Origin of the sequence: Microbacterium sp. LWH7-1.2 (assembly GCF_038397755.1) — a bacterium.
Lineage (GTDB): Bacteria > Actinomycetota > Actinomycetes > Actinomycetales > Microbacteriaceae > Microbacterium.
Window position 1 is genome coordinate 3,663,806 of sequence record NZ_CP151637.1, and the last position, 26,911, is coordinate 3,690,716.

The window sequence follows — 26,911 nt, forward strand, 5'->3', positions numbered from 1 at the left end:
CCCCGCGACGTTGCCCGAGGCCCGCGCGATCCGTTCGGTGAGGCCGATCACCGAGCCAGTGAGGACCCCCGATGAGCAAGCGAACCAGGGCCGAGAACGAGCCACAGCGAACCGCCCGCTTCTATCTCGCCTGCGCGGGCATCGGCTTGCTCGCCGGAATGCTGTCGGGGATGTTCGGCGTCGGCGGAGGAACGGTGATCGTGCCCATGCTGGTACTCCTCCTGGGGTTCGATCAGCGGCGTGCGGCGGGCACTTCTCTGGGGGCGATCGTGCTCACTGCGCCCGTCGGGGTCGTCGCTTACGCACTCAACGGCTCTGTCGACTGGGTGGCGGGCCTCATCCTCGCCGTGGGGGCTGTCGTCGGCGCCCAGATCGGCACGTGGCTGCTGCCGAGAGTGTCGCAGGTCGCGCTGCGCTGGGCCTTCGTCGCCTTTCTGCTCGGCGTGATCGTCAGCCTGTTCCTGGTGATTCCCTCCCGCGAGGCAGTCCTTGAGCTGTCCTGGCTCTCTATCACGGGACTCGTGATCTTGGGGGTGGTCACCGGCACTGTTGCGGGCCTGATCGGTGTCGGCGGCGGGATCGTTGTCGTGCCGACGCTGATGCTCGCGTTCGGCATGAGCGATCTGACCGCTCGGGGCACGTCCCTGCTCATGATGATCCCGACTGCCCTGTCCGGCACCGCAGGAAATCTGCGCAGACAGAACGTGGATCTCTCTGCTGCCGCGACGGTGGGCATCGCATCGTGCGCGACAACCGCCTTGGGGGTGTGGGTCGCGACGCTCCTGCCTCCGCATGTCGCCAATGCACTCTTCGCTGTCTTCCTCGGCTTCATCGCGATCCAGATGGCACTGCGAGCCGTCCGCGGCGCGAGGGCCTGACCGCTTCCTCCTCGGATCCCCTCGTTGCCCCGAGCGTCGCCAGTCGTCAGGCCACCGGTCGGGAAAACGCTCTCGGCTGCCCCTTCGAACGGCGGCTCGCGCTCTGTTCGGCTGACTCGACCCCGGATGGAAGTCGGCTCGAAGCGAGATCGTAACCAACGACCTCTTGTCACCGCCCCACCCGGCGCACTACATTGCCGAAATTCAAGTTCGTATACGAACAGCAAGACCCGCACCTCGCTGCGACCGTCAGATCCTCCGACCACACCCCGAATGTCGGGGCGGCCCGTTCATGATCAAGGGCCTCGTGACTCCCGACGACGCGCGGCGAGCGATCGGCGCGGCGCCACCGCCATCGGCGTCTCGAACCACGGCGGCAAAAATCTGGACACGACTCCCTCGCAGCTCCGGTTCCTGCCGGCCGTCGTGGACGCGGTCGGAGACCAGACGGAGATCGTGTTCGACAGCGGCATCCGACGCGGCACGGACGTGGTCAAGGCCCTGGCGCTGGGTGCGCAGTCCGTCATGATCGGGCGGCCGTGGTTCTACGGCCTGTCGGCCGACGGGGAACCTGGTGTGTTCGAAGTGCTGGATACCTTCAAGACGACGATCGAACGCGCGCTCGTCGGGCTGGGGAAGTGATCCATCCACGACCTAGGTGCTTCGGACGTCGTCATTCCGTCCGGGTTCCTGATCGAGCAGGGGTTCGTCACGAGCGCGTAAAGTGAACAGCGGTGGTGGGAAAGGGATCGACGTGACGAACTCGGCGGTTCGAGGGCCGACCTTGGTGGACGCCATTCGCGACATGGTGGTCTCCGGTGAGCTGGCGCCCGGCTCGCGAGTCACCGAGCCGCAGCTCGCAACACGCTTCGGCGTCTCGCGCGTGCCGGTGCGAGAGGCGCTGAGGGTACTGGCGGCGGAAGGCTTCATCGACCTGCGACCGTATGGTTCCCCGACTGTCCAGCGATTGACCGAGGACGTCATTCGAGAGGTCAGCGACGCCAGAAATCTCCTGGAGCCGAACATGGCGCGGGGAGCTGCGCTGCACCGCAAGGACGAGGACCTGGCCGCGATGCGATCGATCCTGGCTGAGGGGGATGAGGCGGTCGCTGAAGGCCAGTCGCACAGACTGCATCGATTGAACTCGCGGTTCCACAATGCTGTCGCGTCGGCATGCGGCAATGCCGTTCTCGGGGCGTTTGTGCATGTGCTCTCCAACCGCTCCGAGTGGATCAACGTCGCGACGATCGCTCAGACCTCCGACCTTCTCTGGGGTGACCATCGCGAGATCTATTCAGCCATCTCCCGGGGCGAGGCGCCGCTCGCTGAGGCATTGATGGCCGCGCACGTGCGGCGAGCCACTTCGATCGACCTGCGAACAGACCGGGCCGTTCGCGCGGAATCGCGGACGTAGCGACTAACCGCCGGTCAGTACTCGAAGGGTCGGCCTCCGGACCATCCGAACCATCGCTCGATCTCTACATGAACTGTCACGAGGGGGTTCTCCCTGGCGGGGTAATCCTTGCCGAGGAAGTGCCTCGAAAGTCGATCGATGTCGGCCAGTCCCTCGTCGGGCTTGATCGACACCACGTGCCCCTGGATAGACAGGTGCGTCCCGAAGTCATCCGGGGCGAGCACGGTCAGCGATACATAGCCGTTGTTCTGGAGGTGCTTCAGGCGCGCGCGGTCGGCGTTCATGCAGAGCATGAGCAGACCGTCATCCTCGATCAGATACCACGTCGCCACCGATACAGGACGCCCCTTTGCCGTGACCGTCGCCATGACGGCGGGATTCGGCTTGCGCAGGAACGCGAGTGCCGCATCGGGCAATGCTGTCTGAGTCAATGGTCCATCCTTCCAATCGCGGGCAATATGGCGGAACCGGGCGTCGGACTTCCGTCGGGAACCATCTAGGCGAACACCTCGGGGTGGCGTGAGAGTTCCAACCGGCTCCGGCGAATGTGGCGCGAGAGGACCTGCTCCGCCTCGTCGGCATCGCCCAGCCGGATCGCGTTCACGATGAGGTGATGATCGAAATGGACGCTGCGGTCGTTCTCGATGTAGAACAATCGCGTGGCCGCGCGCCGATAGTGCTGGGTTCGATTCCAGAGGTTGAGCACGGTGGCGCCGAGGACACTCGTTTCCACTGCCTGGAGGCAGGAGAGGTGAAACTCGCGGTCGAGTCGGAGGAACCGCTCCACGTCGGTCGAGCTCTCCATGGAGTCGGCGAGCAGGTCGAGGTCATCGGCCTCGTCGGAGGATATCCGTGGGACGTTCAGGCGCAGCAGCAGAGGCTCCAGACGCTCACGCATCTGGTACATCTCGTGACACTCCGCCATGCTGATCTTCGAAACCCAGGCGCCGGTGTTCGCCACCAGGTTGACAAGACCTTCCGCCTCGAGGATGCGCAGCGCATCCCGCACCGGGAGCCGGCTCGCCCCGTGAAGACCCGCGAGTTCGTCCTGGCGAATCCGCTCTCCGGGTGCGTACGTTCCGGCGAGGATCTCGTCTCGAAGGCTCGCGGCGATCGCGGCGCCGGTAGCTCCGTGGGTTGCGGTGTTCATCGATCGAGCTCGTCTCATCGCTCCGGGTGGGCTGGGTGCCACAGCAGGCGGGGAGCGTCGTTCTCATACGCCTTCCCTTGGGGGAAGCTTACGAGTTCGAACTGCAGACCCCATGGGCTGCGGAAGTAGATCCAGCGCTGGCCTTCGGCCGACTGCTTGCTCGCTGTGGGCTCGCCCATGACCTCCACGTCGTTGTCGCGAAGGTACTGAACCGCCTCATCGAGGTCGTCGACGTAGAAGGCGATGTGGTATCCGCCGATGTCGCTGTTGCGCGGCTGCGTGCGCTGCCGATCGGCGGACTGGTAGAGGAAGACCTCGAAGTTCGCTCCGTTGCCCAGTCGGTAGAAGCGGATCTCGCTGATCACCGTGCGCGGATGGACTCCTAGGTGGGAGTGCATCCAGTCGTCGTCGTCCGAGCGCTTGGCGCCGAGGCGATAGACCTCCTCGCAGCCGAGGATGTCGACCAGAAACGTATGCGCATCATCCAGGTTCGGGACAGTGAACCCGATGTGGTCGGTGCCGCGAATTCCCGGGATGCCTCGTTGCGCGCTCATTCGACCTCCGTGTCGGTGCCTGGTTCGTTTGATTGTATCCGATGTATGTCAGTATCGGCGATATCCAGCCCAAAAGCCACACTCTAGACTTGAATTGGATAAAATCATGGTCTACGGTGTGCTGAGACCGGAGATCGCCGGCCGTTTTAGGGAGTTGAGGCGAGGATGCCGAAGAAGAAGCGCCTTCAGACAGGGGTGGACTGGTTCGAGCTGTCCACCACGAAGGCGGACTGGGATGCCGCCGACCCGGCACTGCTGGGCACGATGCTCGCGCAGATGCATCTCATCCGCGCATTCGAAGAGACCGTGCTGGAGCTGGCAGGCGAGGGACTGGTCCACGGGCCGGCGCACTCGAGCATCGGTCAAGAGGGCGGCGCGGTCGGCTCGATCGTCGGGCTCCGGTCCACAGACGGCGTGAATGGGTCTCACCGCGGGCATCATCAGTTCCTGGCGAAGGCGCTGACGCACGTCTCGGGCGGAACCATCGACCCGAACGCTCCCATCGACTCGGCGACCCAGGAGGTGCTTCAGCGCACCCTCGCAGAGATCCTCGGCCTCGCCCAGGGATACTGCCGCGGCCGAGGCGGGTCGATGCACCTGCAGTGGTTCGAGGCCGGTGCGCTCGGCACCAACGCCATCGTCGGCGGCGGGGCGCCCCTGGCAGCGGGCAATGCATGGGCGCAGAAGCACAGCGGCACCACCGACCTCACCATCAACTATCTCGGTGACGGCGCAGCCCAGATCGGCTCCGTCCTCGAGTCGATGAACCTCGCGGCCGCGTGGAAGCTCCCGGTCTCGTACTTCATCGAGAACAACCTCTACGCGGTGTCGACCCGCGCCGACGAGATCACCGCGGACCCTCGGTTCTCCGTGCGCGGCCAGGGTTTCGGCATCCCGTCCTGGCGAGTCGACGGCATGGACCCGCTCGCCGTCTACCTCGCCACGCAGGAAGCCGCGGACCGGATGCGCTCGGGTGAGGGCCCGACCGTCATCGAGGCCGAGGTCTATCGGTTCTTCCACCAGAACGGGCCCTACCCGGGCAGCGCCTTCGGCTACCGCAGCAAGGACGAAGAGGCGGCGTGGCGGGCACGTGACCCGCTCGAGCTGGTCGCCGCCCGCATGGGGGAGCGCGGGCTGATCGATGACGCGAGCATCGCCGAGCTGCGCGCACGTGTGCAGCGCGCCATGACCGACGCGGTCGCGCAGCTGCTCGAAGCCGATCCGGACAACCCGGGCAAGCGTCGGATCAAGCCCGACCTGTGGCCGGAGACCAGTTTCGTGAACGTCGGCGTTCGCGGCGACGGCAGCGAGCTGGAGGGGCTCCCGCTCCTGGGCGAGGGCGGTGAGACCCGCGCGCTCAAGTTCGTCGACGCTGTGGCGCAGGTGATGGATCGGCGGATGGAGCTCGACGAGCGGATCGTCGTAATGGGCGAGGATGTGCACCGGCTCAACGGCGGAACGAACGGTGCGACGAAGGGCCTGTTCAAGCGCTACGGGGCAGACCGCATCCTCGGTACGCCCATCAGCGAGAACGCGTTCACGGGACTCGCTGGCGGCCTCGCCCTCGACGGACGCTTCCGCCCTGTGGTGGAGTTCATGTACCCCGACTTCATGTGGGTCGCCGCCGATCAGGTCTTCAACCAGATCGGCAAGGCCCGGCACATGTTCGGCGGTGACAACCCGGTGCCGCTGGTCCTGCGCACCAAGGTGGCGATGGGATCGGGATACGGCTCCCAGCACCTGATGGATCCAGCCGGCATATTCGCGACGAACCCCGGATGGCGGATCGTCGCAGCTTCCAATGCCACCGACTACGTCGGCCTCATGAATGCCGCCCTGGCGCTCGAAGACCCTGTTCTGGTCATCGAGCACGTCGATCTGTACGGCCAAGCCGACCAGGTGCCCGCCGGCGACCTCGATTTCATCATTCCGCCGGGTAATGCGGCAGTGGTGCGGAGCGGGGCGGACCTCACCGTCATCAGCTATCTGTCGATGGTCGGGCATGCGCTCGAGGCGATCGAGCAGACCAGGATCGACGCAGATCTGATCGATCTGCGCTGGCTGGACCGCGCATCGATCGACTGGGACACGATCGGCGAGAGCATCAAGAAGACCAATGCCGTCCTCATCGTCGAGCAGGGCGCGCAGGGCACATCGTACGGCGCCTGGCTGGCCGACGAGATTCAGCGTCGCTACTTCGACTGGCTCGACCAGCCGGTGGCACGCGTCACTGGGCAGGAGGCGTCCCCGAGCATCTCCCGGGTGCTCGAGCGCGCAGCGATCGCCCGCACAGAAGAAGTGGTGGCCGGCCTGGAGGCCGTGCGCGCCGGATTCGGGGGCTGATCATGGCCGATGTCATTCGCATGCCGGAGGTTCTCGCGGGGGCGACCGAAGCCGCCATCCAGACCTGGCTCGTGGCGGAGGGCTCCTCGGTGGCCCTCAATCAGGGTCTCGCCGAGATCGAGACCGACAAGGCGATCGTCGAGCTCACGGCCGAAGCCGCGGGCACGATCGGCCGGCTCCTGGTCGGCGAAGGCGCCAACGTCTCGGTCGGCGAACCGATCCTGGTGCTCCTCGCCGACGGCGAGGGCCAGGACGCGATCGGACCGGCACTGGCCGCCGCCGGGGTGCAAGCGGGTGACAGCGCCCCGGCGGCACCTTCTCCGGCGCCGGCCGAAGCGACCGCACCGGCCGAAGCGACCGCAGTGGCCGAAGCGACCGCAGCGGAGCCGGCGACCGTCGTCACGGACGAGCCCGGCCCGGTCGAAGTCGAGGCGGAGGAGAGCCCCTCGCGACGCCTGTTCGCGAGCCCGCTCGTGCGCAGGCTTGCAGCCGACGCCGGCGTCGCGTTGAGCGACATCCGTGGCTCCGGCCCGCAGGGACGCATCGTCCGCCGCGATCTCGAGCGTCATCTCGCACAGCGCGAGGCAGCTGAGCCGGCACGTCCGCAGACTGCGGCGACGCCTGCGCCCGCTCCCGCGCCTCCGCCGAGCGAGACGGCGCCCGCACCGGCGGCATCGACACCGGCGGCATCGACATCGACGATCTTCGAGGATGTTCCGCTCGATCGCATGCGGAAGGCGATCGCCCGCCGGCTCACCGAGAGCAAGTCCACCGTTCCGCACTTCTATCTTGTCGCCGACTGCCGCGTGGACGGGCTGCTCGAACTTCGGCGAACGGTGAACGAGAACGCGGCGCGGAAGATCTCGGTCAACGACTTCGTGCTGAAGGCCGTCGCCGGTGCGCTGGTAGACGTACCGGCTGCCAACGCGATCTGGAACGGCGACAGCATCCGCCGATTCTCCTCGGTGGACATCTCTGTGGCCGTGGCCACCGAGGGCGGCCTGACGACGCCGGTGCTGCGCGAGGTCGAACGACTCTCACTCGGTGAGATCAGTGCGACGGTGGCGGAGATGGCGGGCCGGGCACGCGAAGGCAGGCTCAAGCAGCACGAGCTGGAAGGCGGAAGCTTCTCGGTCTCGAACCTCGGCATGTACGGCACGAGTCAGTTCTCAGCGATCCTCAACCCGCCGCAGTCGGGCATCCTCGCCGTCGGCGCCGCCCGCCCGATGCCCGTCGTCGGCGCCGACGGGGAGCTCACCGTGGGCCAGATGATGACCGTCACGCTCTCCGCGGATCACCGGGTGCTGGATGGTGCTGTCGCCGCCGAGTGGCTGGCGGCGTTCCAGCGCCGGATCGAGAACCCCCTGACCATCCTCATTTGAACCACTGAAGCGCATACCCGAAGAGGACACCATGGCAACCATTCGCAGTATCGACCCGTCTACGGGCGCTGAGCTCGCCGTCTTCGACGAGGACTCCGAGGAGTTCGTCGAGGCACGGCTCGCCGCCGCCGCGGCCGCCGTTCCCCAGCTCGCCGCATTGGGGTGGGATGGCCGCGCACGTCTGATGCGTGCCGCCGCCGATCTCATCGAGTCCGAGATCGAAGAGCTGGCGGGTGTGATCACCGCCGAGATGGGCAAGCCGATCGAGCAGTCTCGCGCGGAGGTCGCCAAGTCCGCCTACACGATGCGCTTTTACGCCGAGAACGCCGAGGAGTTCCTCAGCGGGCGCGAGCTCGATGACCCGGCGAAGGTCTCGGCATCGGCGGCGCGCACGCGATTCGAGCCGTTCGGCGTCGTTCTCGCCGTCATGCCGTGGAACTACCCGATCTGGCAGGTGGTCCGCTTCGCGGCGCCCGCGCTGATGGCGGGCAACGCCGGTGTGCTCAAGCACGCTTCCAACGTTCCGCAGTCGGCGGTGTACATCGGCGAGCTGTTCGCACGAGCCGGGTTCCCTCAGGGGGCCTTCTCGACGCTGCTGATCGGGTCGCGCCGTGTCGAGGCAGTGATCCGTGATCCCCGCGTCGCCGCAGTGACGCTGACCGGTTCCGAAGGCGCCGGCCGCGCGATCGGCGCGACCGCGGGCGATGTGCTGAAGAAGGCCGTCCTCGAGCTCGGAGGCTCGGATCCGTTCATCGTGATGCCGTCGGCGAAGCTCGACGATGCCGTGGCCACGGCTGTCAAGGCGCGCACGAGCAACAACGGCCAGGCCTGCATCAACGCCAAGCGGTTCATCGTGCACGAAGACATCTACGACGATTTCGCCCGCCTTTTCGCCGAGCGGATGGCTGCGCTGGTGGTGGGGAACCCGGCCGATCCGGCCACCCAGATCGGCCCCCTTGCGACCGAGTCCGGTCGTGAGGACATCGAGGTCCTCGTCGAGGATGCCCGCGACAAGGGCGCATCTATCCTGACGGGCGGACGACGTGGCGATCGGGAGGCGGGCTGGTTCTATGAGCCCACGGTGATCGCTGACATCACGCCGGAGATGCGCCTCTATCAGGAGGAGGCCTTCGGTCCGGTCGCGTCGCTCTACAAGGTTTCGTCGCTCGACGATGCGCTGCAGGTCGCGAACAACAGTCCGTTCGGGCTGGGATCCGCGTTCTGGAGCAACGACGAATCCGAGATCGCGCGCGCAGAGCGTGAGCTCGAGGCGGGCGCGGTGTTCGTCAACGGCATGACGATCTCATACGCCGAATTGCCGTTCGGCGGCATCAAGCGCTCCGGCTACGGTCGCGAACTGTCGGTCGAAGGCATCCGCGAGTTCTGCAATCTGAAGACCGTCTGGGTCGCCTGACCACACTCGAGGACGGATGCCTCCGCGGATCGCGTGCGGCATCCGTCCTTTGTTATCAGAGCGACAGGCCGTGACCGAAGCGGAACAGCGGGTCGGCGGTGTCGAAGGGAACGTCGGGGCGGGAGGCCTCGATCGCCGCCATGGATCTGGGCACATCGAAGGGGAGCTTGCCCGTCGCGTGCGCAGTCCCCGTGAGGACATCGAGCAACGGCCCGGCTTTGGCTCCCCAGTTCGCGGTGACGGCTGCGGCTGCCTCCACGATGGGCTGGAGGATCGCCGGACGGTCGAGGAAGACATCGACGACGGTGGGCACCACGGCCGCGACCTCCTGGACGTGCGCGACGACCTCCTGTGAGAACTCGAGCGATCCCGCATGGAAGAAGTTCTCGAACATGGAAGCACGCTGTTCGTACGGCGCCTGCAGGCGCAGGATCGCCGCATCCGCTTCTTCGGGCGTGTCCACGACCACGCCGACACGCGCGACCGCCTCGGGGGTGATGCCCTCGACGTAGAGCTTCAGGTCGTGTCGCAGCGGGAGGATCGGCACGGCTTCCTCGGCCCAGCTCGTGCGTACCAGGCGGTTGGACAGTACGGCAATCGACGCGCGCTGCGCGGCTTCACCTGCCGCACGGAACTCGGCCGCGCCGACGGTGGCGTCGGCCGCCTCCACGTCGACGTAGGGGTTCTCGAAGAGCCCTAGTTCGAACTTCTCGCGCAGCAGCCGGCGCGCCGAGACGTCCAGGCGGTCCTCGGTCACCTTGCCCTCGCGCACGAGTTCGACGAGCATCGACGGGTCCTGCTCGCCGCCGAACTGGTCGGCGCCGGCGTCGAGGATCTTCACCATGCGCTCGGCGGGCGTCAGGTGCTCGACCCCCCACGCGCGTGCGGCGAAGCTGTCGCCCATCACCGACTGGTCGGTGACGAGTCCCCAGTCGGTGCAGACGATCCCGTCGAATCCGAAGCGCTCGCGCAGAAGCCCGGTGAGCACGCTCTTGTTGAAGCCGAAGCCCACCTCTTCGTACTCGGTTCCGATCGGCATGCCGTAGTACGGCATGATCTGGCGTCCGCCGGCGGCGAAGATCGCCTCGAAGGGCTTCAGGTGCAGCTCGAACTGCCCGCCCGGGTACACCTGCTCACGGCCGTACTCGAAGTGCGGGTCTTCGCCGTCCTTCTGCGGGCCGCCGCCCGGGAAGTGCTTCGTCATCGTCGAGACCGAGCCCGGACCGAACGCCTCGCCCTGGAACCCGCGCACATAGGCGGCGCCGAGCTCGGCGGCGAGGTCTGGGTCTTCGCCGAACGTCTGCAGCTGGCGCGCCCAGCGCGATTCCGTCGCGAGGTCGACCTGCGGGTGCAGCGCCACGCGGATGCCGACAGCGGTGTACTCCTGGCGCGCGATGTCGGCGAAGCGCTGCACGAGTTCGGGGTCGCGCGTCGCGGCGAGGCCGAGCGGCTCGGGCCACTCCGAGAACGGACCGGCGAGGATCGCGGCGCCCGGGTTATCGCTGAACGAGTGGCGCGGATCGGTCGAGATCGAGACCGGGATGCCGAGACGAGTGGATGCCGCGACCTCCTGCAGTCTGTTGTGCCAGGCGGCGGTGTCGCTCGCTCGGGGCAGGACGCCCAGGAGGTTGAAGTGACTCATGTGGCGGGCCGCGACGTACTCGTGGTTGGACGCGATGCCGAAATCGGGGTCGCCGTCCGACAGTTCGCCGTTCTCTCCCATCGCGATCATCGTCTGGAAGAAGAGGCCGGCCTTCTCCTCCAGCGTCATCTCGCCCAGGAGCAGCTCGACGCGCTCGGCGACTGGCAGGCTCGCATCGAGCCACGGGCGGCTCTCGGGCGCAGCCGGCGCCGGGGCATCCGCTGTCACAATGTCCGTCATCACTTCACCCCCTTGATGCGGTAAACCAGCACAGCACCGGCGAGCGCCACCAGCGCGCCGAACAGGTACCAGGTGGCGTAGCCGCCCAGGGGGGTGGCGGCGCCGATCGCGATGATGCCTGGAGCGATCGCGGGCGCGATCGACTGCGGCAGGGCGTTGGCGATGTTGAGAACGCCGAGGTCTTTGGCGGTGTCGTCAGGATTCGGCAGGACCTGCGTCGCGAGGGCGAGGTCGACCGAGATGAACGACCCGGTGCCGAGGCCGATGATCGCCTGTGCCACGATGAGCGTCGTGACATCGGGGGCGAGAGCGAGCAGAACCAGGCCGACGACCATGATGACGCCGGCGATCGCGACGAAGGGCCGGCGTCTGCCGAGCTTGTCGGAGAGGATTCCGCCGATCGGCGCCGAGATCATCATCGCCCCCATCGAGGCGAGGTTGGCGATCAGGATCGTCGAGATGGCGGACTGCTCGTCCAGCCCGAACTTCGCCGTGAGGTAGAAGGGCAGGAATGTCGCGACGCCGGCGTAGCCGAACATCACGAAGAACTTGGTCAGCCACGTCCAGCCGAAGTCGGGGTGTCTGACGGGGTTGAACACGAACGAGCCGAAGAACTGACGTGCGGTGAACCGCTGGGTCGGCTTGTGCTCGAGGCGCCGGTCCTTCAGCACGAGCACGAAGAGCACGGCGAGCACGGTGGCGATCGCGGCCGGCACGATGAAGCGGGAGAAGTCGTCGGAGAGCAGCGTCACAAGGAAGCTGCCCGCAAGGATGCCGAGGGGCAGCGTGATTCCGATGACGCCGGACACCTTGCCGCGGCTCTGCTGCGGCACCTGGTCTGGCAGCGTCGCGTTCGCCGCCGCAAGCACGGCGTTCATGGATGCCTGCACGATGCACCACGAGACGAGTACGACCCAAAGCGACTCGGTGATGCCGATGAGCGCGAAACCACCGAGGCCGACGAGCGTGCCGCCGAGGATCCACGGGCGACGCATTCCCCATCGCGACGTGGTTCGGTCCGAGAGCCGTCCGGCCAGCGGATTGGCGAAGAGCGCGAACAAGGCACCGACGCCGAGTACGAGTCCGAGGTTCGCGGTCGCCTCGGCGGATGTGGCGGAGATGCGCTGGATCTTGAACGCCATCGACACCATGACCGGGGTGAGCAGTGCCAGGTAGACACCGAAGTTCACGGCGGCGAGGCCCGGGGTGTAGCCGCGCGGGGTTCGATCGGGCGTCGTGCCCGGAGCTTTGAAGCCTGTCGTTCCGGCGGCCGCGGCTGTCGCGGCGCGAGACATCTCTGTCATGGGAGTCCTTTCTCGGGCGACGCGCGTCGACGGCGAGCGGCGTCGAAGACGATCGTACCCAAAAACAGACCAGTTGGTAACTGAAAGTCAACCGAGTGGTAGCGGACTGGGGGTAGGCTGGCGACGTCCAACGAGCGGAGAGGCGGCCACGCCGATGGCGACGACCGAACGGGGGCCGACGCGCGCGGCGCGCATGCAGCGCACCCGCGAGGCGATCGTCGACGCCGCGCGCGAGGCATTCGTCACGCGCGGATATCGCGCCACCTCGCTTCGCGACGTCGCCGCTGCCGCGAGCATCAGCCACACCGGACTCCTCCGACACTTCGCGACGAAGGATGCGCTCCTCGGCGCTGTCGTGGATCAGTTCGAGCGCGCGAATGCCACGGCTCTCCGCGGGGTGCCGGGCCTGGACGAATCGGGCACCCTCGGCTATGCCGGGATCGCCCGGCGAAACCAGGAACAACCCGGGTACCTCGAGCTCTTTGCCGCCCTGACGGGCGAGGCATCCAACCCCCGTCATCCCGCACACCAGCTCATGCGCGACCGCTATGCGCGCGTGCGGCGCGAGGCGAGAGAAGACCTGGACGCCGCGATCGCACACGGCACCGTGGCGGCCGGCCGGGATGCCGCCGGCGAGGCAGTACGGATCATCGCGGCGTGGGACGGTCTGCAATTGCTTGCGCAGTACCTCCCCGAGCGTGTCGACATCCCCACCGCCCTCGTGGAGTACCTGAAGACGCTCGCCCTCCCCGTGGGCTGGCGCGTAGGCGGTAGGGCATCTGCGCCGCCCAGGCAGCCGGCCCGTGTCCCGACGTCGCCGGCGTTCGGTGCGGACGACGTCTCGCCCCAGGGCTATCGAGTGGGCCGTGAGCGGCGGGCCCTCATCATCGAGGCTGCCACGGCCCTCTTCGCCCGCGACGGCTACGGCGACACGAGCCTTCGCGAGATCGCCGAGCGTGTCGGCGTCTCGAAGTCGACGCTGCTGCACCACTTCGCATCCAAAGAGGAGCTGCTCAGCGACGTGCTGCATCACCGTGATCGACAGATCGAATCCCGCGACGACGGCGTGCGGGCGGACAGTGCAGCAGAGGTCGTTCGCGGGATCGCACGTCGGGCCGCCGTGAACTCGGAGGCGGCACCCGGTCTCATCGAGGTCTATGCCGTGCTGTCGTGCGAAGCGCTCCCGCGCGATCACGCGGCGCACAGCTACTTCGCGCAACGCTTCCGCAACGGACTCGACCATTTCGCAGCCCTGTTCCGCGCGGCGCACGAGGACGGGGATCTGCCCGCTCAGCGGGATCCTGAGTTTGAGGCGCTGTGGCTGACCGCTCTGTGGGACGGACTCCAGTACCAGTGGCTCTATGACCCGTCCGCCGTCGACGTGGCCGCGCAGCTGTCGGCCCACGTCGACGACGTGCTTCCGCGCCGGTGATCGCAGCCGCGTCTGCGGGACCGACATCCGACGGTCAGGACGCTTTGCCCTGCCCGGCCTCGTAACGCGCGCGCATCTCGTCATCGATGACGGGCCACTCGCTGTCTGCCGCACGCCCCAGCACCCAGTCGCGGGTCTCGTCGAGTCGCGTGCGCACCTCGCGCAGGTCGGCGGTGACATGCACGCCGTCTCGAACGACGAGTCGGCCGTCGACGTACACCCGGGTGAGGTTGCGCGCCGACGCCTGATACACCACGAAGTCGTCCGCGCGACCCGCTGCCAGCCCGAACGGGGCGGTCTCGATCACCAGCAGGTCGGCGCGCTTGCCGGGCGTCACACTGCCGATGCGATCTTCGAGTCCCAGCACGCGAGCACCGTCGATCGTCGCCATCCTCAGCAGATCCATCGTGTCGAAGCTGGGGTGCGTGGGTGTACGCGTGCCGGGGCGATTCTGAGCGCGCTCCTGCTGCATGTCGACGGCTCGCGTCACGGCGCGGGCGATCCTCAGCTGGGTGATCAAGCTGCCGTTGAGAGCCGACGGGACGTCCGTGCCGATCGATACTGGCACCCCCCGGCGATGCGCGACTCCGACGCGGGGAGCGACGCCCATGAGCGCCGCCTCGACTTCGGGAGTGAACGCAATCGATCCCCCCTGCTCAGCGAGCATGCCGATCTCGTCGTCATCGATGGGTCCGGCGTGCACCCAGTTCAGATCGTCGCCGAGAAGGCCCATCTTGGCGGACAGGGTGACCTGCCCCGGCAGGTTGGAGTGCAGGCTCTGCCGAAGGCCGAGTCTGCGGGCGGCCGCCACCTCCTGCGCGTGCACTTCCGGCGACACGTGGTCGATGTTGTTGAGCGCGACTCCCAGACCCACGCGCTCATGTCCCGACCACTGATCGACCAGGCGTGAGAGGACGTCGAAGCGCTCTTCGAGGGTCGTGAAGCCCTCGATGGGTGCCTCCGGCCGGTGGCGGAAGCAGAAGCCGAAGAGGCCGCGGATCCCCGATTCGTCGAGTGCGCGCAACGACGCTTCGGCGTGCTCCGCGGAGTTGGTTGCGTGGCAGAAGTCGAAGACCGTGGTCGTCCCCGACTGCAGCAGCTCGATCGCGCCGCCGTAGGTCGACGCGTACATGTCCGTCACCCGCACTCGTCCGGACAGGGGATGCACCAGCCCGAAGTACTCACGGCCCCAGCACTGTGCGGCCAATCCTCGAATCGCAGACTGCCAGAGGTGGATGTGGCTGTCGATCAGCCCCGGCATCACGACGGCGCCATCGAGCTCGACGATGTCTGCTCCGCCGGTGGGGATGGACTCCGCGATATCGAGGATCAGTCCGTCCTCTATCAGCACGTCGCCGGCGAGCTCGCCGAGTTCCTCGTCCATCGTTAGCACGACAGCGTTTCGCAGGATTGTCCGCTCGGGCATTTCTTCGTTTCCTTCCGTGCCCGCCGGGGTCGGAGGACGCGGCGGTGCTCCGATGTTAGGGGAGAGATTAGCGGAATGCAATCGTTTGCTCGTATCGCGTTCTCTCGCGAAGCACAGCAACCAAGAACGCGCGGAAAATCAGATCTCATTGGTCCTTGTATATGCGCAATCGTTTGTGTAGATTCATCGCCATCGTGACGATATAGCGGTGGCGGGGTTGCCGCTGAAGAAGGGTGTGACGAATGACAATCAAGGCCGCCGAAGGTTATCGCTCGGGTGAGGCGACGGAAGTCGTGGTCGAGCGCGCGCGAGGTTTGCGCAGCCAGCTGCGCGAGCACGCCGCCGCTGCGGACGGCAATCGCCATCTCGATGCCGCCGACGTAGACGCGATCACGGATGCCGGCTTGATGTCGCTGTGGGCGCCGCAGGAGTACGGAGGCGCCGAGACCTCGATTCGGACCGTTGTCGAAGCAGCCATCGCCCTCGGTGAAGGCGATGCCTCCGCGGGCTGGCTGATGGGGGTCAACAATGCGGCCGCCTTCCTCATCTCCCTCTTCAGCGATCAGGCGAAGAGCGAGGTGTGGGCCAACGGATCGCGAGTCCGAGGTGCGGGTGTGCTGGCTCCTTCAGGACAGTCCGAAGTCGTCGAGGGCGGCGTCAGACTGACCGGACGCTGGCCTTACATGTCGGGTGTGACCGTTGCCGATTGGGTGGTCGTCACCGCGCCGCTGAACGGCGCTCTGGGCCCCGGCGCAGAACTCGGGTTCGTGCTGCTGCCGCGAGAGGACATTTCGGTCGACGACACCTGGTTCGTGACCGGTATGCGGGCCACCGCCAGTTCGACAGCTGTCATCGATCAGGTGTTCGTGCCCGAGCACCGCATTCTTCGCTGGCGGGACTACGACTATGCCCGGTATCGCGGCATCTACCGATCGCACATCTACTCGGTGCTGAACATCGCCATCGTCAGCACGCTGGTGGGAGAGGTTCAGTATGGACTCGAGCTGGTGCTGAACAAGGCGGGGTCGCGGCCGATCGTGACGACGACCTATCGGACGCAGGCCGAGTCCGCGGCCTTCCAGGTGGAGGTGGCCCGCGCTGCCCAGCTCATCGAGACGGCGCGGCTGCGAATGCTCGCCGCCGCGGACGACATGGATCGCATCGTCAGCGAGGGCCGGCACGCGAGCAGCGATGAGAAGACGAAGAACCGCGCTGACAGCGCCTTCATCGCCCAATGCTGCTGGCAGGCCGCAGACATCCTGGCAAGCGCCCACGGTACGTCGACGTTCGCTCAGACGAATCCGCTCGAGCGTGTGTGGCGCAACGCCGCCGTTGCGAGTCGTCACGCCGGCCTGTCGGCCCGCGTCGGCAACGAGCTCCTGGGGCGGGATCTGCTCGGTATCGAGACCCAGTCGATCGGTCCGACACTCTAGCGACAGCGAGCACGTCACCGTCGACAAGCCACTTCCCAGACGACAGACATTTCAGCACCACACCCGACCGAGGAGGGTCAAGATGGTCAGTACCGATGGAACAGTCCACATCGCCGCGGTGAGCGGCAGCCAGCGAGCAGGTTCGTACAACTCAGGCCTGGTCAGAGCATTGCAGAACATCGCGAGCAAACGTGGCTCGATCGAGATCACGCAGGTCGAGGGCCTGGCCGACCTTCCTTTCGCGTCGGTCGAGAACGCCTACGTGGAAGCTCCTGATTCCGTCAAGCGAGTGCACGCCCAGATCTCCGCCGCAGACGGAGTGATCGTGGCGACGCCGGAGTACTGCTACTCGCTCCCGGCGCTGCTCAAGAACTTCTTCGACTGGCAGACGCTGCCCGTACCCGCCGAAAATCCCCTTCGGCACAAACCGCTGGGCATCGTGGGGGCATCGATCGGGGTGATCGGGACCAACCGCGCGCAGATGGAGCTTCGCAGGATCGCGCTGTACTCCGACCTCGAGGTCATGGGTCGCCCGGAGATCTACGTCAACGAGGCGGGCGACAAGTTCTCCAAAGATGGTGACCTCACCGACGAGGCGACTCTGACGCTTCTCGAGCGCTGGCTCGACGACTACGAGGAGTTCGTCCGGTCGACCATGGCGCGTAAGCTTCCGAGCCTTCATCGGGAGTACCTCACGACCTGAGCTCTCGCCGCGCGTCAGGCGACGGCGGGTGCGCGGCACCGCTAATATGAGTGGGGACGAAACACGAGGTTCGCACGGCCGAAGACGGCGATCAGGAGATGACCAACACGGTGGAAGAGCGGCGTGCGACCATCACGGATGTGGCGCAGCTTGCGGGAGTCCATGCGGGCACCGCGTCGCGCGCGCTCAACGCCCGGACGCGAGGGATGGTCAGCGCAGAGACCGTGGACCGGGTCGTCCGCGCGGCGAAGCAGCTGGGGTATGTCCCCAATGTCCTCGCTCGGGGCCTGCGCACGAACAGCTCGATGACCGTCGGTGTGGTGATACCGGACATCACCAACCCGTTCTTCCCGCCGATCGTACGCGGCATCGAGGCTCACCTGCAGCCGCACGGGTACTCCGCACTCATCGCCAACACGGACGGGTTCGAGGCCGGTGGGCGCGGGGCGCTGAGTTCGCTCATGGATCGGCGAGTGGATGGGTTGATCGTTGCTTCCGGTCAGCGTGACGAGTCGTCGATCGCCGAGCTCTACGAAGCCGGCGTGAAGGTCGTTCTCCTCAACCGCGATGCGGGCCCCGTTCCGTATCCGCTGGTCGCGGGCAACGACGCGAGCGGCATCCAGGCGGCCGTCGAGAGTCTCTACGAGCTTGGTCACCGCCACCTGCTGCACATCGCGGGACCGATGAACATCTCGACCAGTGCCGCCCGTGCCGCGGCGTTCGAGGCGGCCTGCCGGTCGTTCGATGGGCTCATCGGCACCGTGGTCACGGCCGATGCGTTGTCAATCGAAGCCGGTGTCAGCGCGATGCTGCCAGTGCTGAGCGACCTGAGCCACGGGATCACAGGTGTCATCGCCTGTACCGACCTGATCGCGGTCGGGGTGCTTCGCGCCATGAAGCAGATGGGTGTCGACTGTCCTCGAGACATGTCGGTGATCGGGTTCAACGACGTCCAGTTCGCGGAGGACTTCTGCCCGCCGCTGAGCACCGTGCGGGTCCCCACCACTGCGATGGGCGTCCGGGCTGCGCAGCTTCTTCTCGACGCGCTGTCCGGTGCCGACCAGGTGGCTGAGACCATCCTGCTCCCGGTCACCCTGATGACACGCGGTTCAACGGGTCCCGCCGCGCACTGACGCGTGCCGCCGACTGCGAAGGGACGCCGACAGCGGCGCACCGCCGCATCCGTGCTCGAACGCACGCGCACTCGCGCGTGTCCGTGGGAAGGAAAGCAATGCAACCAATCAAGAACGCCGAGCACCTGTTGTCCGCCGGCTCCGCTGAAGAGGTGTACGGCATCCCAGGTCTGCCGTTCGCACCGGCCATCCGTGTGACCGGAGACCATGAATTGATCTTCGTCGCCGGCGTGCTGGGCCCCGCCACCGCGGAAGATCCATCTGAGTCCGTCGAGGCCGAGGTGAGGCGTGCATATCGGAATCTCGAACGAGTGCTCGAGTCCGCAGGCGGCACGCTCGGCGATATCGTCTCGATGACGAAGTACGTGAAGGACATCGCGGCGAACAACGCGGTGGTGGAGTCGGTCACGAAGACCGCGCTGCCGCACCTGACGACGACCACCACCGTCGAGATCGTCCGGCTGGTGCCTGCCGACCTGCATTTTGAGGTCAGCGCCATCGCGGCGGTGCGCACGACGAGATAGTCATCACCCGGCAAAGCGCAGATCCCGCTGACGGTGCTCGTCAGCGGGATCTGCGCTTTGCCGTCAGCAGCAGCGCCTCAGCTCTCAGTCCCGAAGCGCGGACTCGTCGCTCAGCTCGTGCCAGGTCCGGTTGTGGTAGACCAGCGGCCGGGCGGCGCTGGCCGCGGGCTTTTCGACGATCTCGACGGCTTCGACGACGCACAGGGTCGACGAGCCGGCGCGTACCCGCTCGATCACTCGCGCGCGAATGACGACGGGTGCGTCGACGAAGTAGGGCTCGCCCCCGGAAAGCGTCGACCACGTCGTCGGGTCACCGAAGCGGTCGGCGCCGCGCTCGGCTCCGAGCTTTGCGAGCCAGGCGCACTCGGCGTCGAGCATCTGAACCACGAGGCTGTCCGCGGACAGGACCACTGGGGTGCTCGAGGACATGTCAGAGACGGAGAACACGATGAGGGGCGGCTCAGCGCTGAGCGACGACAGCGAGCTGACGGTCATCGCGACATGGCGACCGTTGTCCGTCGCGGTGACGATGGCGACACCGGCCGGGTGGTTGCGAAAGGCGCTCTTGAACTGATCTGCAGATACAGCGGCCGTCGTTTGATACATAACGCTCTTCCTATTTCGTCATCGAAGGGTCGGCAGGGGGTCGAGTCGGCGTGCCTGGAGGCGGTAGCGCAGGGCGGCGAGCTCGGCCCAGAGGGGGGCGGGCACGCGGCCGTCGAAGGTGCGGTAGAACTCCTCGGTGAGGTCGGCCTCGCGCAGCCATGACTGCGGGTCGATGGCGAACAGCTCGTCGAGGTCGGTCTGCGACACCTCGATGCCGTCGAGGTCGAGGTCCTCGTGCTTCGGCAGGCGGCCGATCGGGCTCTCGATGGCGCCGACCTCGCCCTCGATGCGACGGATGATCCAGTCGATGACGCGCGAGTTGTCGCCGAAGCCCGGCCACAGGAAGCGGCCGTCCGTGCCCTTGCGGAACCAGTTGACCTGGAACACGCGCGGGGCGCGGTCGAAGCGCAGCTTCTGGCCGACCTTCAGCCAGTGGCCGAAGTAGTCGGCCATGTTGTAGCCGCAGAACGGGAGCATCGCGAACGGGTCGCGGCGCAGTTCGCCGACCGTGCCCTCTGCCGCGGCGGTGCGCTCACTCGACACGTTCGAGCCCATGAAGACACCGTGGGTCCAGTCGGTGGCCTCGACCACGAGCGGGACGTTGGTGGCGCGGCGGCCGCCGAACAGGATGGCGTCCAGCGGCACGCCCTGCGGCGCGTCCCAGTCCTCGGCGATCTGCGGGCACTGGGCCGCGGCGACGGTGAAGCGCGAGTTGGGGTGGGCGGCGGGACGACCGGATGCCGGGGTCCAGGGGTTGCCCTCCCAGTCGGTGAGCTGCGCCGGCGGGGTGTCGGTGAGGCCCTCCCACCACACGTCGCCGTCGGGGCGCAGCGCCACGTTCGTGAAGATCGTGTTGCCCCACAGCGTCTCGACCGCGGTGACGTTGGTCGACTCGCCCGTTCCGGGTGCGACGCCGAAGAAGCCGGCCTCGGGGTTGATGGCCCACAGCCGCCCGTCCTCGCCGGGGCGCAGCCACGCGATGTCGTCGCCGAGGGTCTCGACGCGCCAGCCCGGGATCGTGGGGCGGAGCATGGCGAGGTTCGTCTTGCCGCACGCCGACGGGAACGCCGCCGCGAGGTGGTATGCCCGGCCAGCCGGGTCGATGACGCGGATGAGGAGCATGTGCTCGGCGAGCCAGCCCTCGTCGCGACCGATGACCGAGGCGATGCGCAGCGCGAAGCACTTCTTCGCGAGGATCGCGTTGCCGCCGTAGCCGGAGCCGTACGACCAGACCTCGAGCGTGTCGGGGAAGTGCACGATGTACTTCTCGTCGTTGCACGGCCACGCGACGTCGGCCTGGCCCGGCTGCAGCGGGGCGCCGACGGAGTGCACGGTCTTGACCCATGGCGCGCCGCCGGCGATCTGCCGCAGCACCTCGGTGCCGACCCGGGTCATGATGCCGATCGACGTCACGGCGTAGGCGCTGTCGGTGATCTGGACGCCGATGTGCGAGAGCGGGCCGCCGACCGGCCCCATCGAGAACGGCACGACGTACATCGTGCGGCCCTTCATCGACCCCTCGAACAGCGGCGTGATGGTGGCGCGGATCTCATCGGGCGCGACCCAGTTGTTGGTGGGGCCGGCGTCCTCCTCGCGCTCGGACGCGATGAACGTGCGCGCCTCGGTGCGCGCCACGTCGCTCGGGTGCGAACGGGCCAGGTACGAACCCGGACGCCACTCCGGATTGAGCTTGATGAGCTTGCCCTCGTCGACCATCTCGCGAAGCAGCGCGTCGTTCTCGGCGCGCGAGCCATCGACCCAATGAATACGGGCCGGCTGGGTCAGCGCGGCGATCTCGCCCACCCACGCCACCAGGGCGGCGAGCTCCGCAGGCTGCGTCTCCTGCGCGTGCGATACGACGTATGCCATGTCGCTCCTCCTCACGCCGTAGCAAGTCGTGAATCCAGCTGATGCAAACGTTTGACCCCGATAGATGTTCATCTACGCTGAAATTGCATCCATGATGAATGAACAAACCTGATCCGTCAAGGCATCCAGCCGCGCTGATCCGCCATCACTTTCTTGACGACTGAAGGCTCTTGTGGTTCGCTCATGCAATCGTTTGTACTAAAGGTGATGGTGAACGGAGAGTTCATGTCCGATCTGCTCGGAGAGTCGGCTGTCGAGATCGCCGCCCGCGTGAAGTCCCTGGAGGTCAGCGCAGAAGAGGTGGTGGAAGCCACGCTCGCCGGGATCGAACGCACGGCCCCGCACCTGAACGCGTTCATGCACATCGACCCCGACGGAGCACGTGCGGCCGCGCGGGAGCTGCAGCGGCGCCTGCGCGCCGGTGAGGACGTGGGTGCGCTTGCCGGTGTTCCTACCGCGATGAAGGATCTCTACAACACCTACCCAGGCTGGCCGTCGACGTTCGGGGGTGCGCTGCCACCGAGCGCCTTCATCGCCGACACGGCGAGCACCTATCCGCGACGGATGGAAGCCGCCGGGGCGATCATGGTCGGCGCGACCAACAGCCCGGCGCTGGGGTTCAGGGGGACGTGCGACAACGCGATCTTCGGTGCCACCAGCAACCCCTTCGACCTGCAGCGCAACAGCGGCGGCTCATCGGGCGGAAGTGCCGCCGCAGTCGGAGCGGGCCTGCTCGCGATTGCCGACGGCACCGACGGCGGCGGGTCCATCCGCATTCCTTCCGCATGGAGCGGGACCTTCGGATTCCAGCCGACCTTCGGTCGCGTGCCCCTCGTGCTGCGCCCGAATGCGTTCGGCGGCACGGCTCCGTTCGTGTACGAGGGCCCGATCACCCGCACGGTGGCGGATGCTGCACTCGCGCTCACGGCGCTGAGCGGTCGGGACCGCCTCGACCCGTACTCCCTCCCGGACACGGTGGACTGGAACGCCAGTCTGAATGCAGGCATCAGGGGCAAGCGCATCGGCTACACCCGCGACTTCGGCGTCTTCGCCGTGGATCCGCGGATCGCAGCGGGGGTGGAGGCGAGTCTGAGCGCGTTCGAGCGCCAGGGCGCGATCATCGTGCCGCTGGATGTCGAACTCCCGCATTCGCAGGCCGAGCTGAGCGATCTGTGGAGCCGGATGATCAGTGCAGGAAACCTGGCGGCGGTGGAGGGATTCGCCTACGCCGGGCTCGACATGCGCCCGCAGTTGCCCGAGCCTGTGGTGCGGTGGATGGATGTCGCAGCGGCTGCCACCCCGCGAGATCTCCGGCGAGACCAGATGGTGCGTACCGAGGTCTTCGGCCGTGTCGAGGGCCTGTTCGACGAGGTCGACTTCGTCGTCTCGCCCACCGTCGGTGCCCTGCCGATTCACAACCTGGACAACGGCCGGACAGTGGGCCCGTCGGAGATCGACGGAGTTGCGGTGGACCCGCTGATCGGCTGGTGCCTGACGTACCTGACGAACTTCTCCGGCCACCCCGCGGCGTCGCTGCCGGGCGGACTCATCGACGGTCTGCCGTTCGGCATCCAGATCATCGCTCCGCGATACGCCGACGCCGACCTGATGTCGGCCTGCGCCCGATTCGAGGAGGCGGCCCCGTGGGAATGGATTTACCGCGAACTCGCACCTGAGCTCTACTAACGCTGCCGCGACACCGCTCACGGACGCCCGTTCCCGCACGGGGGAATCTGCCGGTTGTGCGTGACGGTGAGACGTGCGTAGACTGAATGCAATCGTTTGCTATACGAAGGAGCAGGACATGACCGCGAAGCCGACCGTTGGATGGATCGGTGTGGGGCGTATGGGCTACCAGCTGGCTAAGCGCCTGCTGGACGCGGGTTACGACGTCGCCGTCTACAACCGCACCCGCGGCAAGGCCGAGCAGCTGGTCGAGTTCGGTGCATCGGTCGTCGACAAGCCGATCGACCTGGCCGATCGAGACGTCGTCTTCAGCATGGTGTCGGCGTCCAATGACTTGGAGCAGGTGATGCTGGGGCAGGATGGACTGCTCACAGACGAGAGCCGTGCACCCAAGGTCATCGGCGACGCGTCGACGGTGTCGCCGCAGGCGAGCGCGAACGTACGCTCGATCGCGGAGTCGCGGGGCGTCGGCTTCCTGGCGACACCGGTCTCCGGAAATCCCAAGGTCATCGAGGCGGGAAAGCTCACTGTCGCGGTCTCCGGTCCGCGCCCGGTGTTCGATGAGGTCCGCCCGCTCCTCGAGACGTGGGGCCGGAGCGTGACCTACGTCGGTGAGGACGAGGTCGCCCGCACCGTCAAGATCGCGCACAACGTGTTCCTGGGTGTCGTCACCCAGTCCCTCGCCGAGATCACGGTTCTCGCCGAGAAGGCCGGCGTCTCGCGTGAGGCGTTCCTGACCTTCCTCAACGACTCGGTGATGGGCTCGGTGTTCACGCACTACAAGACGCCCGCGCTCGTGAACCTCGACTTCACCCCGACATTCACCAATGTCCTCCTCCAGAAGGACTTCGATCTGGGTCTGAGTGCAGCGCAGGAGCTCGGAGTCGTCATGCCCGTCGCGTCGCTGACGCGCAACATTGTCGCGCAGGAGGTGGGCAACGGGAACGTCGAGCAGGACTTCGCCTCGCTGCTTCTCACCGTGGCGCACGGATCCGGGCTGAACGTGGTGCCCGAGAATGCTCCCGTGACCGACGGTCTCGAGGCCAGCTGATGTGCGCGCCTTCACACGCAGACGCCTCCCGCTTCGAGCGCCCGGTGTCCCGGCCGGCTGGTGTGCGGCCGCTGGGAGCGCCGGGTCAGAACGGCGTCGACTACGAGCACCGCGTCGACTTCGATCGTCTTCGCAACTATCGGCTGTCGCGCGCGAAGGCAGCCCTCGAGAACAGCGAGTGCGGAGCGTTCCTTCTCTTCGACTTCTACAACATCCGCTACACCACCCAGACCTGGATCGGGGGCGCCCTCGGAGACAAGATGATCCGGTACGCGCTGGTGATGCGTGACCACGACCCGATCCTCTGGGACTTCGGATCCGCAGTCCGCCATCACAAGCTGTACTCGGACTGGGTGCCTGAGGAGAACTATCGCGCTGGCTTCCTCGGGTTCCGCGGAGCCGTCGCCCCTGAGGGCGCCGGGCTGATGAGGGACGCCGTCTCCGAGATTCGCTCACTTCTCAAGGCCGCGGGCCTCGCCGATGCGCCGCTCGGCGTCGACATCGTCGAGCCGCCCTTCATGTTCGAGCTGCAGCGTCAGGGGCTCACCGTGGTGGATGCGCAGCAGGCCATGCTCGATGCGCGGGTCATCAAGAATCAGGACGAGATCATGCTGCTCAACCAGGCTGCGGCGATGGTCGACGGCGTCTACCAGGACATCGCCGAGGCGCTCAAGCCCGGAGTGCGCGAGAACGAGATCGTGGCACTGGCGAACAAGCGGCTGTATGAGTACGGCTCCGACCAGGTGGAAGCGGTCAACGCGATCTCGGGCGAGCGGTGCAACCCCCATCCGCACAACTTCACCGACCGCATCATCCGTCCGGGAGACCAGGCGTTCTTCGACATCATCCATTCGTTCAACGGCTACCGCACGTGCTACTACCGCACCTTTGGGGTCGGGTGGGCGACTCAGAGCCAACGCGATGCCTACAAGCAGGCGAGGGAATGGATGGATGCCGCGCTCGACGCGATCAAGCCGGGCGTGGGAAGCGACCAGGTCGCTCGTGTGCTGCCGGCCGCAGAAGAGTTCGGGTTTGAAAACGAGCTCGCCGCTTTCGGGCTGCAGTTCGCCCACGGCCTGGGCCTGGGCCTGCACGAGCGGCCGATCATCTCCCGGCTCAACTCGATGAAGGACCCGGTCGAACTGAAGGCGGGAATGGTGTTCGCGATGGAAACCTACTGCCCGGCTTCGGACGGGGTCTCGGCCGCGCGCATCGAAGAGGAGGTCGTCGTGACCGACTACGGCATCGAGGTGCTCACGAAGTTCCCGGCTCAGGAACTCTTCGTCGCGAACCAGTACTGAACAGGAGGATGAAGCATGCCTCATTACGACGTCGCCATCCTCGGCGCGGGGCCCGGCGGCTACGTCGCAGCCGTCCGCGCTTCGCAGCTCGGCCTCAAGGTCGCCATCATCGAAGAGAAGTACTGGGGCGGTGTGTGCCTCAACGTCGGCTGCATCCCCTCGAAGGCTCTGCTCAAGAACGCCGACCTCGCGCACCAGTTCCACCACAAGGCCGATCTGTTCGGCATCTCGGGCGATGTGCACTTCGACTTCGGCGTCGCCTGGGACCGCAGCCGCAAGGTGGCGGACACCCACGTCAAGGGCATCCACTACCTGATGAAGAAGAACAAGGTCGACGAGTACGAGGGCCGCGGGTCGTTCGTCGACGCGAACACGATCGACGTCAAGAAGGCCGACGGCACCACCGAGCGCGTCACGTTCGACAACGCGATCATCTCGACCGGCTCGAAGGTCCGGCTGCTGCCCGGCGTGCAGATCGGCGGCAACATCGTGACGTACGAGGAGCAGATCCTCGCGCGCGACCTGCCCCAGTCGATCGTCATCGTCGGCGCCGGCGCCATCGGCATGGAGTTCGCCTTCGTGATGGTGAACTACGGCGTGAAGGTCACGATCATCGAGTTCCTCGACCGTGCCCTGCCGAACGAGGACGCGGACGTCTCGAAGGAGATCGCGCGCCAGTACAAGAGCTACGGCGTCGACATCCTCACCTCGACCAAGGTCGAGACGGTCACCGACCACGGCGACAAGGTCACCGTGACGTACACCGCCAAGGACGGCAGCCAGGGCTCGATCGACGCCGACAAGGTCATGATGTCGATCGGCTTCGCCGCCAACGTCGAGGGCTTCGGTCTCGAGAACACCGGCGTGAAGCTCACCGAACGCGGGGCGATCGACATCGACGACCACATGCGCACCAACGTGCCGCACATCTACGCGATCGGCGACGTCACCGCCAAGCTGCAGCTCGCGCACGTGGCCGAGGCGCAGGGCGTCGTCGCCGCCGAGACCATCGGCAAGGCCGAGACCATGACGCTCGGCGACTACCGCATGATGCCGCGCGCGACGTTCTGCTCGCCGCAGGTCGCCTCGTTCGGGCTCACCGAGCAGCAGGCGCGCGACGCCGGCTACGACGTCAAGGTCGCGAAGTTCCCGTTCTCGGCGAACGGCAAGGCGAACGGCCTGGGCGAGCCCATCGGCTTCGTCAAGCTCATCGCCGACGGCGAGCACCTCGAGCTGCTCGGCGGCCACCTCATCGGCCCCGACGTCTCGGAACTCCTGCCCGAGCTCACCCTCGCGCAGAAGTGGGACCTCACCGCTCTGGAGGCGGCGCGCAACGTCCACACCCACCCGACGCTGTCGGAGGCCGTGCAGGAGGCCTTCCATGGCCTCGCCGGCCACACGATCAACCTCTAGAGATCAGTCACGG

The 26,911-nt window shown here is 66.8% G+C and carries 23 protein-coding genes; 15 read left to right on the plus strand and 8 right to left on the minus strand.

The genetic code is table 11. The features are described 5' to 3' along the window. Positions 1-71 precede the first annotated feature (71 nt). From MRBLWH7_RS16915 to MRBLWH7_RS16925, 3 genes are all read left to right on the plus strand, one after another. A complete protein-coding gene (locus tag MRBLWH7_RS16915) occupies positions 72-878 on the plus strand; it encodes a sulfite exporter TauE/SafE family protein (protein ID WP_341996604.1) in 807 nt (268 codons plus the stop codon). A 273-nt stretch (positions 879-1,151) separates the two neighbouring features. Further along, positions 1,152-1,520, plus strand: coding sequence for an alpha-hydroxy-acid oxidizing protein (locus MRBLWH7_RS16920; RefSeq protein ID WP_341996606.1), 369 nt, complete (start codon positions 1,152-1,154; stop codon positions 1,518-1,520). A 112-nt stretch (positions 1,521-1,632) separates the two neighbouring features. Next, a complete protein-coding gene (locus MRBLWH7_RS16925) occupies positions 1,633-2,292 on the plus strand; it encodes a GntR family transcriptional regulator (protein ID WP_341996607.1) in 660 nt (219 codons plus the stop codon). Positions 2,293-2,306: 14 nt separating this feature from the next. Here MRBLWH7_RS16925 and MRBLWH7_RS16930 read toward each other — a convergent pair whose 3' ends face one another. From MRBLWH7_RS16930 to MRBLWH7_RS16940, 3 genes are all read right to left on the minus strand, one after another. Continuing rightward, positions 2,307-2,723: a pyridoxamine 5'-phosphate oxidase family protein gene (locus tag MRBLWH7_RS16930; RefSeq protein WP_341996608.1), complete on the minus strand. Its 417-nt coding sequence runs from the start codon at positions 2,721-2,723 to the stop codon at positions 2,307-2,309. Positions 2,724-2,788: 65 nt separating this feature from the next. After that, the gene (locus tag MRBLWH7_RS16935) at positions 2,789-3,460 is read right to left on the minus strand and encodes a GntR family transcriptional regulator (RefSeq protein WP_341996613.1); all 672 of its coding nucleotides are present in this window, start codon (positions 3,458-3,460) and stop codon (positions 2,789-2,791) included. Further along, entirely contained in the window at positions 3,457-3,996 is a 540-nt protein-coding gene (locus tag MRBLWH7_RS16940; protein WP_341996615.1) for a VOC family protein, read from the minus strand. The genes MRBLWH7_RS16935 and MRBLWH7_RS16940 overlap by 4 nt, the downstream gene beginning before the upstream one ends. 165 nt (positions 3,997-4,161) lie before the next feature. Between MRBLWH7_RS16940 and MRBLWH7_RS16945 the strand changes: the two genes are divergently transcribed. Genes MRBLWH7_RS16945 through MRBLWH7_RS16955 form a run of 3 tightly spaced genes read left to right on the plus strand, consistent with a single transcriptional unit; the run spans position 4,162 to position 9,135 of the window. Then, positions 4,162-6,339 carry a thiamine pyrophosphate-dependent enzyme gene (locus tag MRBLWH7_RS16945; protein ID WP_341996617.1) on the plus strand — a complete coding sequence of 726 codons (2,178 nt, stop codon included), beginning with the start codon at positions 4,162-4,164 and terminating at the stop codon, positions 6,337-6,339. A 2-nt stretch (positions 6,340-6,341) separates the two neighbouring features. Further along, on the plus strand, positions 6,342-7,721 hold the full coding sequence (locus MRBLWH7_RS16950; protein WP_341996619.1) for a dihydrolipoamide acetyltransferase family protein: 1,380 nt from the start codon (positions 6,342-6,344) through the stop codon (positions 7,719-7,721). Positions 7,722-7,752: 31 nt separating this feature from the next. Next, entirely contained in the window at positions 7,753-9,135 is a 1,383-nt protein-coding gene (locus MRBLWH7_RS16955) for an aldehyde dehydrogenase family protein (RefSeq protein ID WP_341996622.1), read from the plus strand. Positions 9,136-9,190: 55 nt separating this feature from the next. Here the strand turns inward: MRBLWH7_RS16955 and MRBLWH7_RS16960 are convergent, their stop codons facing one another. Both MRBLWH7_RS16960 and MRBLWH7_RS16965 read right to left on the minus strand, forming a co-directional pair. Further along, complete coding sequence (locus MRBLWH7_RS16960) at positions 9,191-11,017, minus strand: glycoside hydrolase family 3 N-terminal domain-containing protein (protein WP_341996623.1); 1,827 nt, start codon at positions 11,015-11,017, stop codon at positions 9,191-9,193. Further along, the gene (locus tag MRBLWH7_RS16965; protein ID WP_341996625.1) at positions 11,017-12,321 is read right to left on the minus strand and encodes an MFS transporter; all 1,305 of its coding nucleotides are present in this window, start codon (positions 12,319-12,321) and stop codon (positions 11,017-11,019) included. The genes MRBLWH7_RS16960 and MRBLWH7_RS16965 overlap by 1 nt, the downstream gene beginning before the upstream one ends. 154 nt (positions 12,322-12,475) lie before the next feature. Here MRBLWH7_RS16965 and MRBLWH7_RS16970 point away from each other — a divergent pair, with 154 nt between their 5' ends. Further along, positions 12,476-13,753, plus strand: coding sequence for a TetR/AcrR family transcriptional regulator (locus tag MRBLWH7_RS16970; RefSeq protein ID WP_341996627.1), 1,278 nt, complete (start codon positions 12,476-12,478; stop codon positions 13,751-13,753). 34 nt (positions 13,754-13,787) lie between these two features. On the opposite strand, the gene MRBLWH7_RS16975 is transcribed toward MRBLWH7_RS16970, so the two are convergent. Beyond that, the gene (locus MRBLWH7_RS16975; protein WP_341996629.1) at positions 13,788-15,137 is read right to left on the minus strand and encodes an amidohydrolase family protein; all 1,350 of its coding nucleotides are present in this window, start codon (positions 15,135-15,137) and stop codon (positions 13,788-13,790) included. 284 nt (positions 15,138-15,421) lie between these two features. On the opposite strand from MRBLWH7_RS16975, the gene MRBLWH7_RS16980 reads away from it, so the two are divergent. The 4 genes from MRBLWH7_RS16980 (at position 15,422) to MRBLWH7_RS16995 (ending at position 18,972) form a co-directional block, all read left to right on the plus strand. Continuing rightward, positions 15,422-16,612: an acyl-CoA dehydrogenase family protein gene (locus MRBLWH7_RS16980; RefSeq protein ID WP_341996631.1), complete on the plus strand. Its 1,191-nt coding sequence runs from the start codon at positions 15,422-15,424 to the stop codon at positions 16,610-16,612. Positions 16,613-16,694: 82 nt separating this feature from the next. After that, positions 16,695-17,315 carry an NADPH-dependent FMN reductase gene (locus MRBLWH7_RS16985; RefSeq protein WP_341996633.1) on the plus strand — a complete coding sequence of 207 codons (621 nt, stop codon included), beginning with the start codon at positions 16,695-16,697 and terminating at the stop codon, positions 17,313-17,315. Positions 17,316-17,413: 98 nt separating this feature from the next. After that, complete coding sequence (locus tag MRBLWH7_RS16990) at positions 17,414-18,448, plus strand: LacI family DNA-binding transcriptional regulator (protein ID WP_341996635.1); 1,035 nt, start codon at positions 17,414-17,416, stop codon at positions 18,446-18,448. Between the two features lie 98 nt (positions 18,449-18,546). Then, positions 18,547-18,972, plus strand: coding sequence for a Rid family hydrolase (locus MRBLWH7_RS16995; RefSeq protein WP_341996637.1), 426 nt, complete (start codon positions 18,547-18,549; stop codon positions 18,970-18,972). Positions 18,973-19,056: 84 nt separating this feature from the next. Here MRBLWH7_RS16995 and MRBLWH7_RS17000 read toward each other — a convergent pair whose 3' ends face one another. Next, the gene (locus MRBLWH7_RS17000; RefSeq protein WP_341996639.1) at positions 19,057-19,578 is read right to left on the minus strand and encodes a flavin reductase family protein; all 522 of its coding nucleotides are present in this window, start codon (positions 19,576-19,578) and stop codon (positions 19,057-19,059) included. Positions 19,579-19,596: 18 nt separating this feature from the next. Continuing rightward, positions 19,597-21,447: a phosphoenolpyruvate carboxykinase (GTP) gene (locus MRBLWH7_RS17005; protein ID WP_341996641.1), complete on the minus strand. Its 1,851-nt coding sequence runs from the start codon at positions 21,445-21,447 to the stop codon at positions 19,597-19,599. A 153-nt stretch (positions 21,448-21,600) separates the two neighbouring features. Between MRBLWH7_RS17005 and MRBLWH7_RS17010 the strand changes: the two genes are divergently transcribed. From MRBLWH7_RS17010 to lpdA, 4 genes are all read left to right on the plus strand, one after another. Beyond that, positions 21,601-23,133, plus strand: a complete 1,533-nt coding sequence (locus MRBLWH7_RS17010) for an amidase (RefSeq protein WP_341996643.1) — start codon at positions 21,601-21,603, stop codon at positions 23,131-23,133. Positions 23,134-23,251: 118 nt separating this feature from the next. Continuing rightward, positions 23,252-24,184, plus strand: coding sequence for an NAD(P)-dependent oxidoreductase (locus MRBLWH7_RS17015; RefSeq protein WP_341996645.1), 933 nt, complete (start codon positions 23,252-23,254; stop codon positions 24,182-24,184). 44 nt (positions 24,185-24,228) lie between these two features. After that, entirely contained in the window at positions 24,229-25,485 is a 1,257-nt protein-coding gene (locus tag MRBLWH7_RS17020; RefSeq protein WP_341996647.1) for a Xaa-Pro peptidase family protein, read from the plus strand. A 15-nt stretch (positions 25,486-25,500) separates the two neighbouring features. Then, positions 25,501-26,898 (plus strand): dihydrolipoyl dehydrogenase, encoded by a 1,398-nt coding sequence (gene lpdA / locus MRBLWH7_RS17025; RefSeq protein WP_341996648.1) that lies wholly within the window; start codon positions 25,501-25,503, stop codon positions 26,896-26,898. Positions 26,899-26,911: the final 13 nt, after the last annotated feature.

What these genes read in the sequence shown, in the direction of transcription:
- MRBLWH7_RS16915 (WP_341996604.1), top strand. Translation starts at nt 72, where the DNA reads ATGAGCAAGCGAACCAGGGCCGAGAACGAGCCACAGCGAACCGCCCGC.
- MRBLWH7_RS16920 (WP_341996606.1), top strand. Translation starts at nt 1,152, where the DNA reads ATGTCGGGGCGGCCCGTTCATGATCAAGGGCCTCGTGACTCCCGACGA.
- MRBLWH7_RS16935 (WP_341996613.1), bottom strand. Translation starts at nt 3,460, where the DNA reads ATGAGACGAGCTCGATCGATGAACACCGCAACCCACGGAGCTACCGGC.
- MRBLWH7_RS16940 (WP_341996615.1), bottom strand. Translation starts at nt 3,996, where the DNA reads ATGAGCGCGCAACGAGGCATCCCGGGAATTCGCGGCACCGACCACATC.
- MRBLWH7_RS16945 (WP_341996617.1), top strand. Translation starts at nt 4,162, where the DNA reads ATGCCGAAGAAGAAGCGCCTTCAGACAGGGGTGGACTGGTTCGAGCTG.
- MRBLWH7_RS16950 (WP_341996619.1), top strand. Translation starts at nt 6,342, where the DNA reads ATGGCCGATGTCATTCGCATGCCGGAGGTTCTCGCGGGGGCGACCGAA.
- MRBLWH7_RS16955 (WP_341996622.1), top strand. Translation starts at nt 7,753, where the DNA reads ATGGCAACCATTCGCAGTATCGACCCGTCTACGGGCGCTGAGCTCGCC.
- MRBLWH7_RS16960 (WP_341996623.1), bottom strand. Translation starts at nt 11,017, where the DNA reads ATGACGGACATTGTGACAGCGGATGCCCCGGCGCCGGCTGCGCCCGAG.
- MRBLWH7_RS16965 (WP_341996625.1), bottom strand. Translation starts at nt 12,321, where the DNA reads ATGACAGAGATGTCTCGCGCCGCGACAGCCGCGGCCGCCGGAACGACA.
- MRBLWH7_RS16970 (WP_341996627.1), top strand. Translation starts at nt 12,476, where the DNA reads ATGGCGACGACCGAACGGGGGCCGACGCGCGCGGCGCGCATGCAGCGC.
- MRBLWH7_RS16975 (WP_341996629.1), bottom strand. Translation starts at nt 15,137, where the DNA reads ATGGACGAGGAACTCGGCGAGCTCGCCGGCGACGTGCTGATAGAGGAC.
- MRBLWH7_RS16980 (WP_341996631.1), top strand. Translation starts at nt 15,422, where the DNA reads ATGACAATCAAGGCCGCCGAAGGTTATCGCTCGGGTGAGGCGACGGAA.
- MRBLWH7_RS16985 (WP_341996633.1), top strand. Translation starts at nt 16,695, where the DNA reads ATGGTCAGTACCGATGGAACAGTCCACATCGCCGCGGTGAGCGGCAGC.
- MRBLWH7_RS16990 (WP_341996635.1), top strand. Translation starts at nt 17,414, where the DNA reads ATGACCAACACGGTGGAAGAGCGGCGTGCGACCATCACGGATGTGGCG.
- MRBLWH7_RS16995 (WP_341996637.1), top strand. Translation starts at nt 18,547, where the DNA reads ATGCAACCAATCAAGAACGCCGAGCACCTGTTGTCCGCCGGCTCCGCT.
- MRBLWH7_RS17000 (WP_341996639.1), bottom strand. Translation starts at nt 19,578, where the DNA reads ATGTATCAAACGACGGCCGCTGTATCTGCAGATCAGTTCAAGAGCGCC.
- MRBLWH7_RS17005 (WP_341996641.1), bottom strand. Translation starts at nt 21,447, where the DNA reads ATGGCATACGTCGTATCGCACGCGCAGGAGACGCAGCCTGCGGAGCTC.
- MRBLWH7_RS17015 (WP_341996645.1), top strand. Translation starts at nt 23,252, where the DNA reads ATGACCGCGAAGCCGACCGTTGGATGGATCGGTGTGGGGCGTATGGGC.
- lpdA (WP_341996648.1), top strand. Translation starts at nt 25,501, where the DNA reads ATGCCTCATTACGACGTCGCCATCCTCGGCGCGGGGCCCGGCGGCTAC.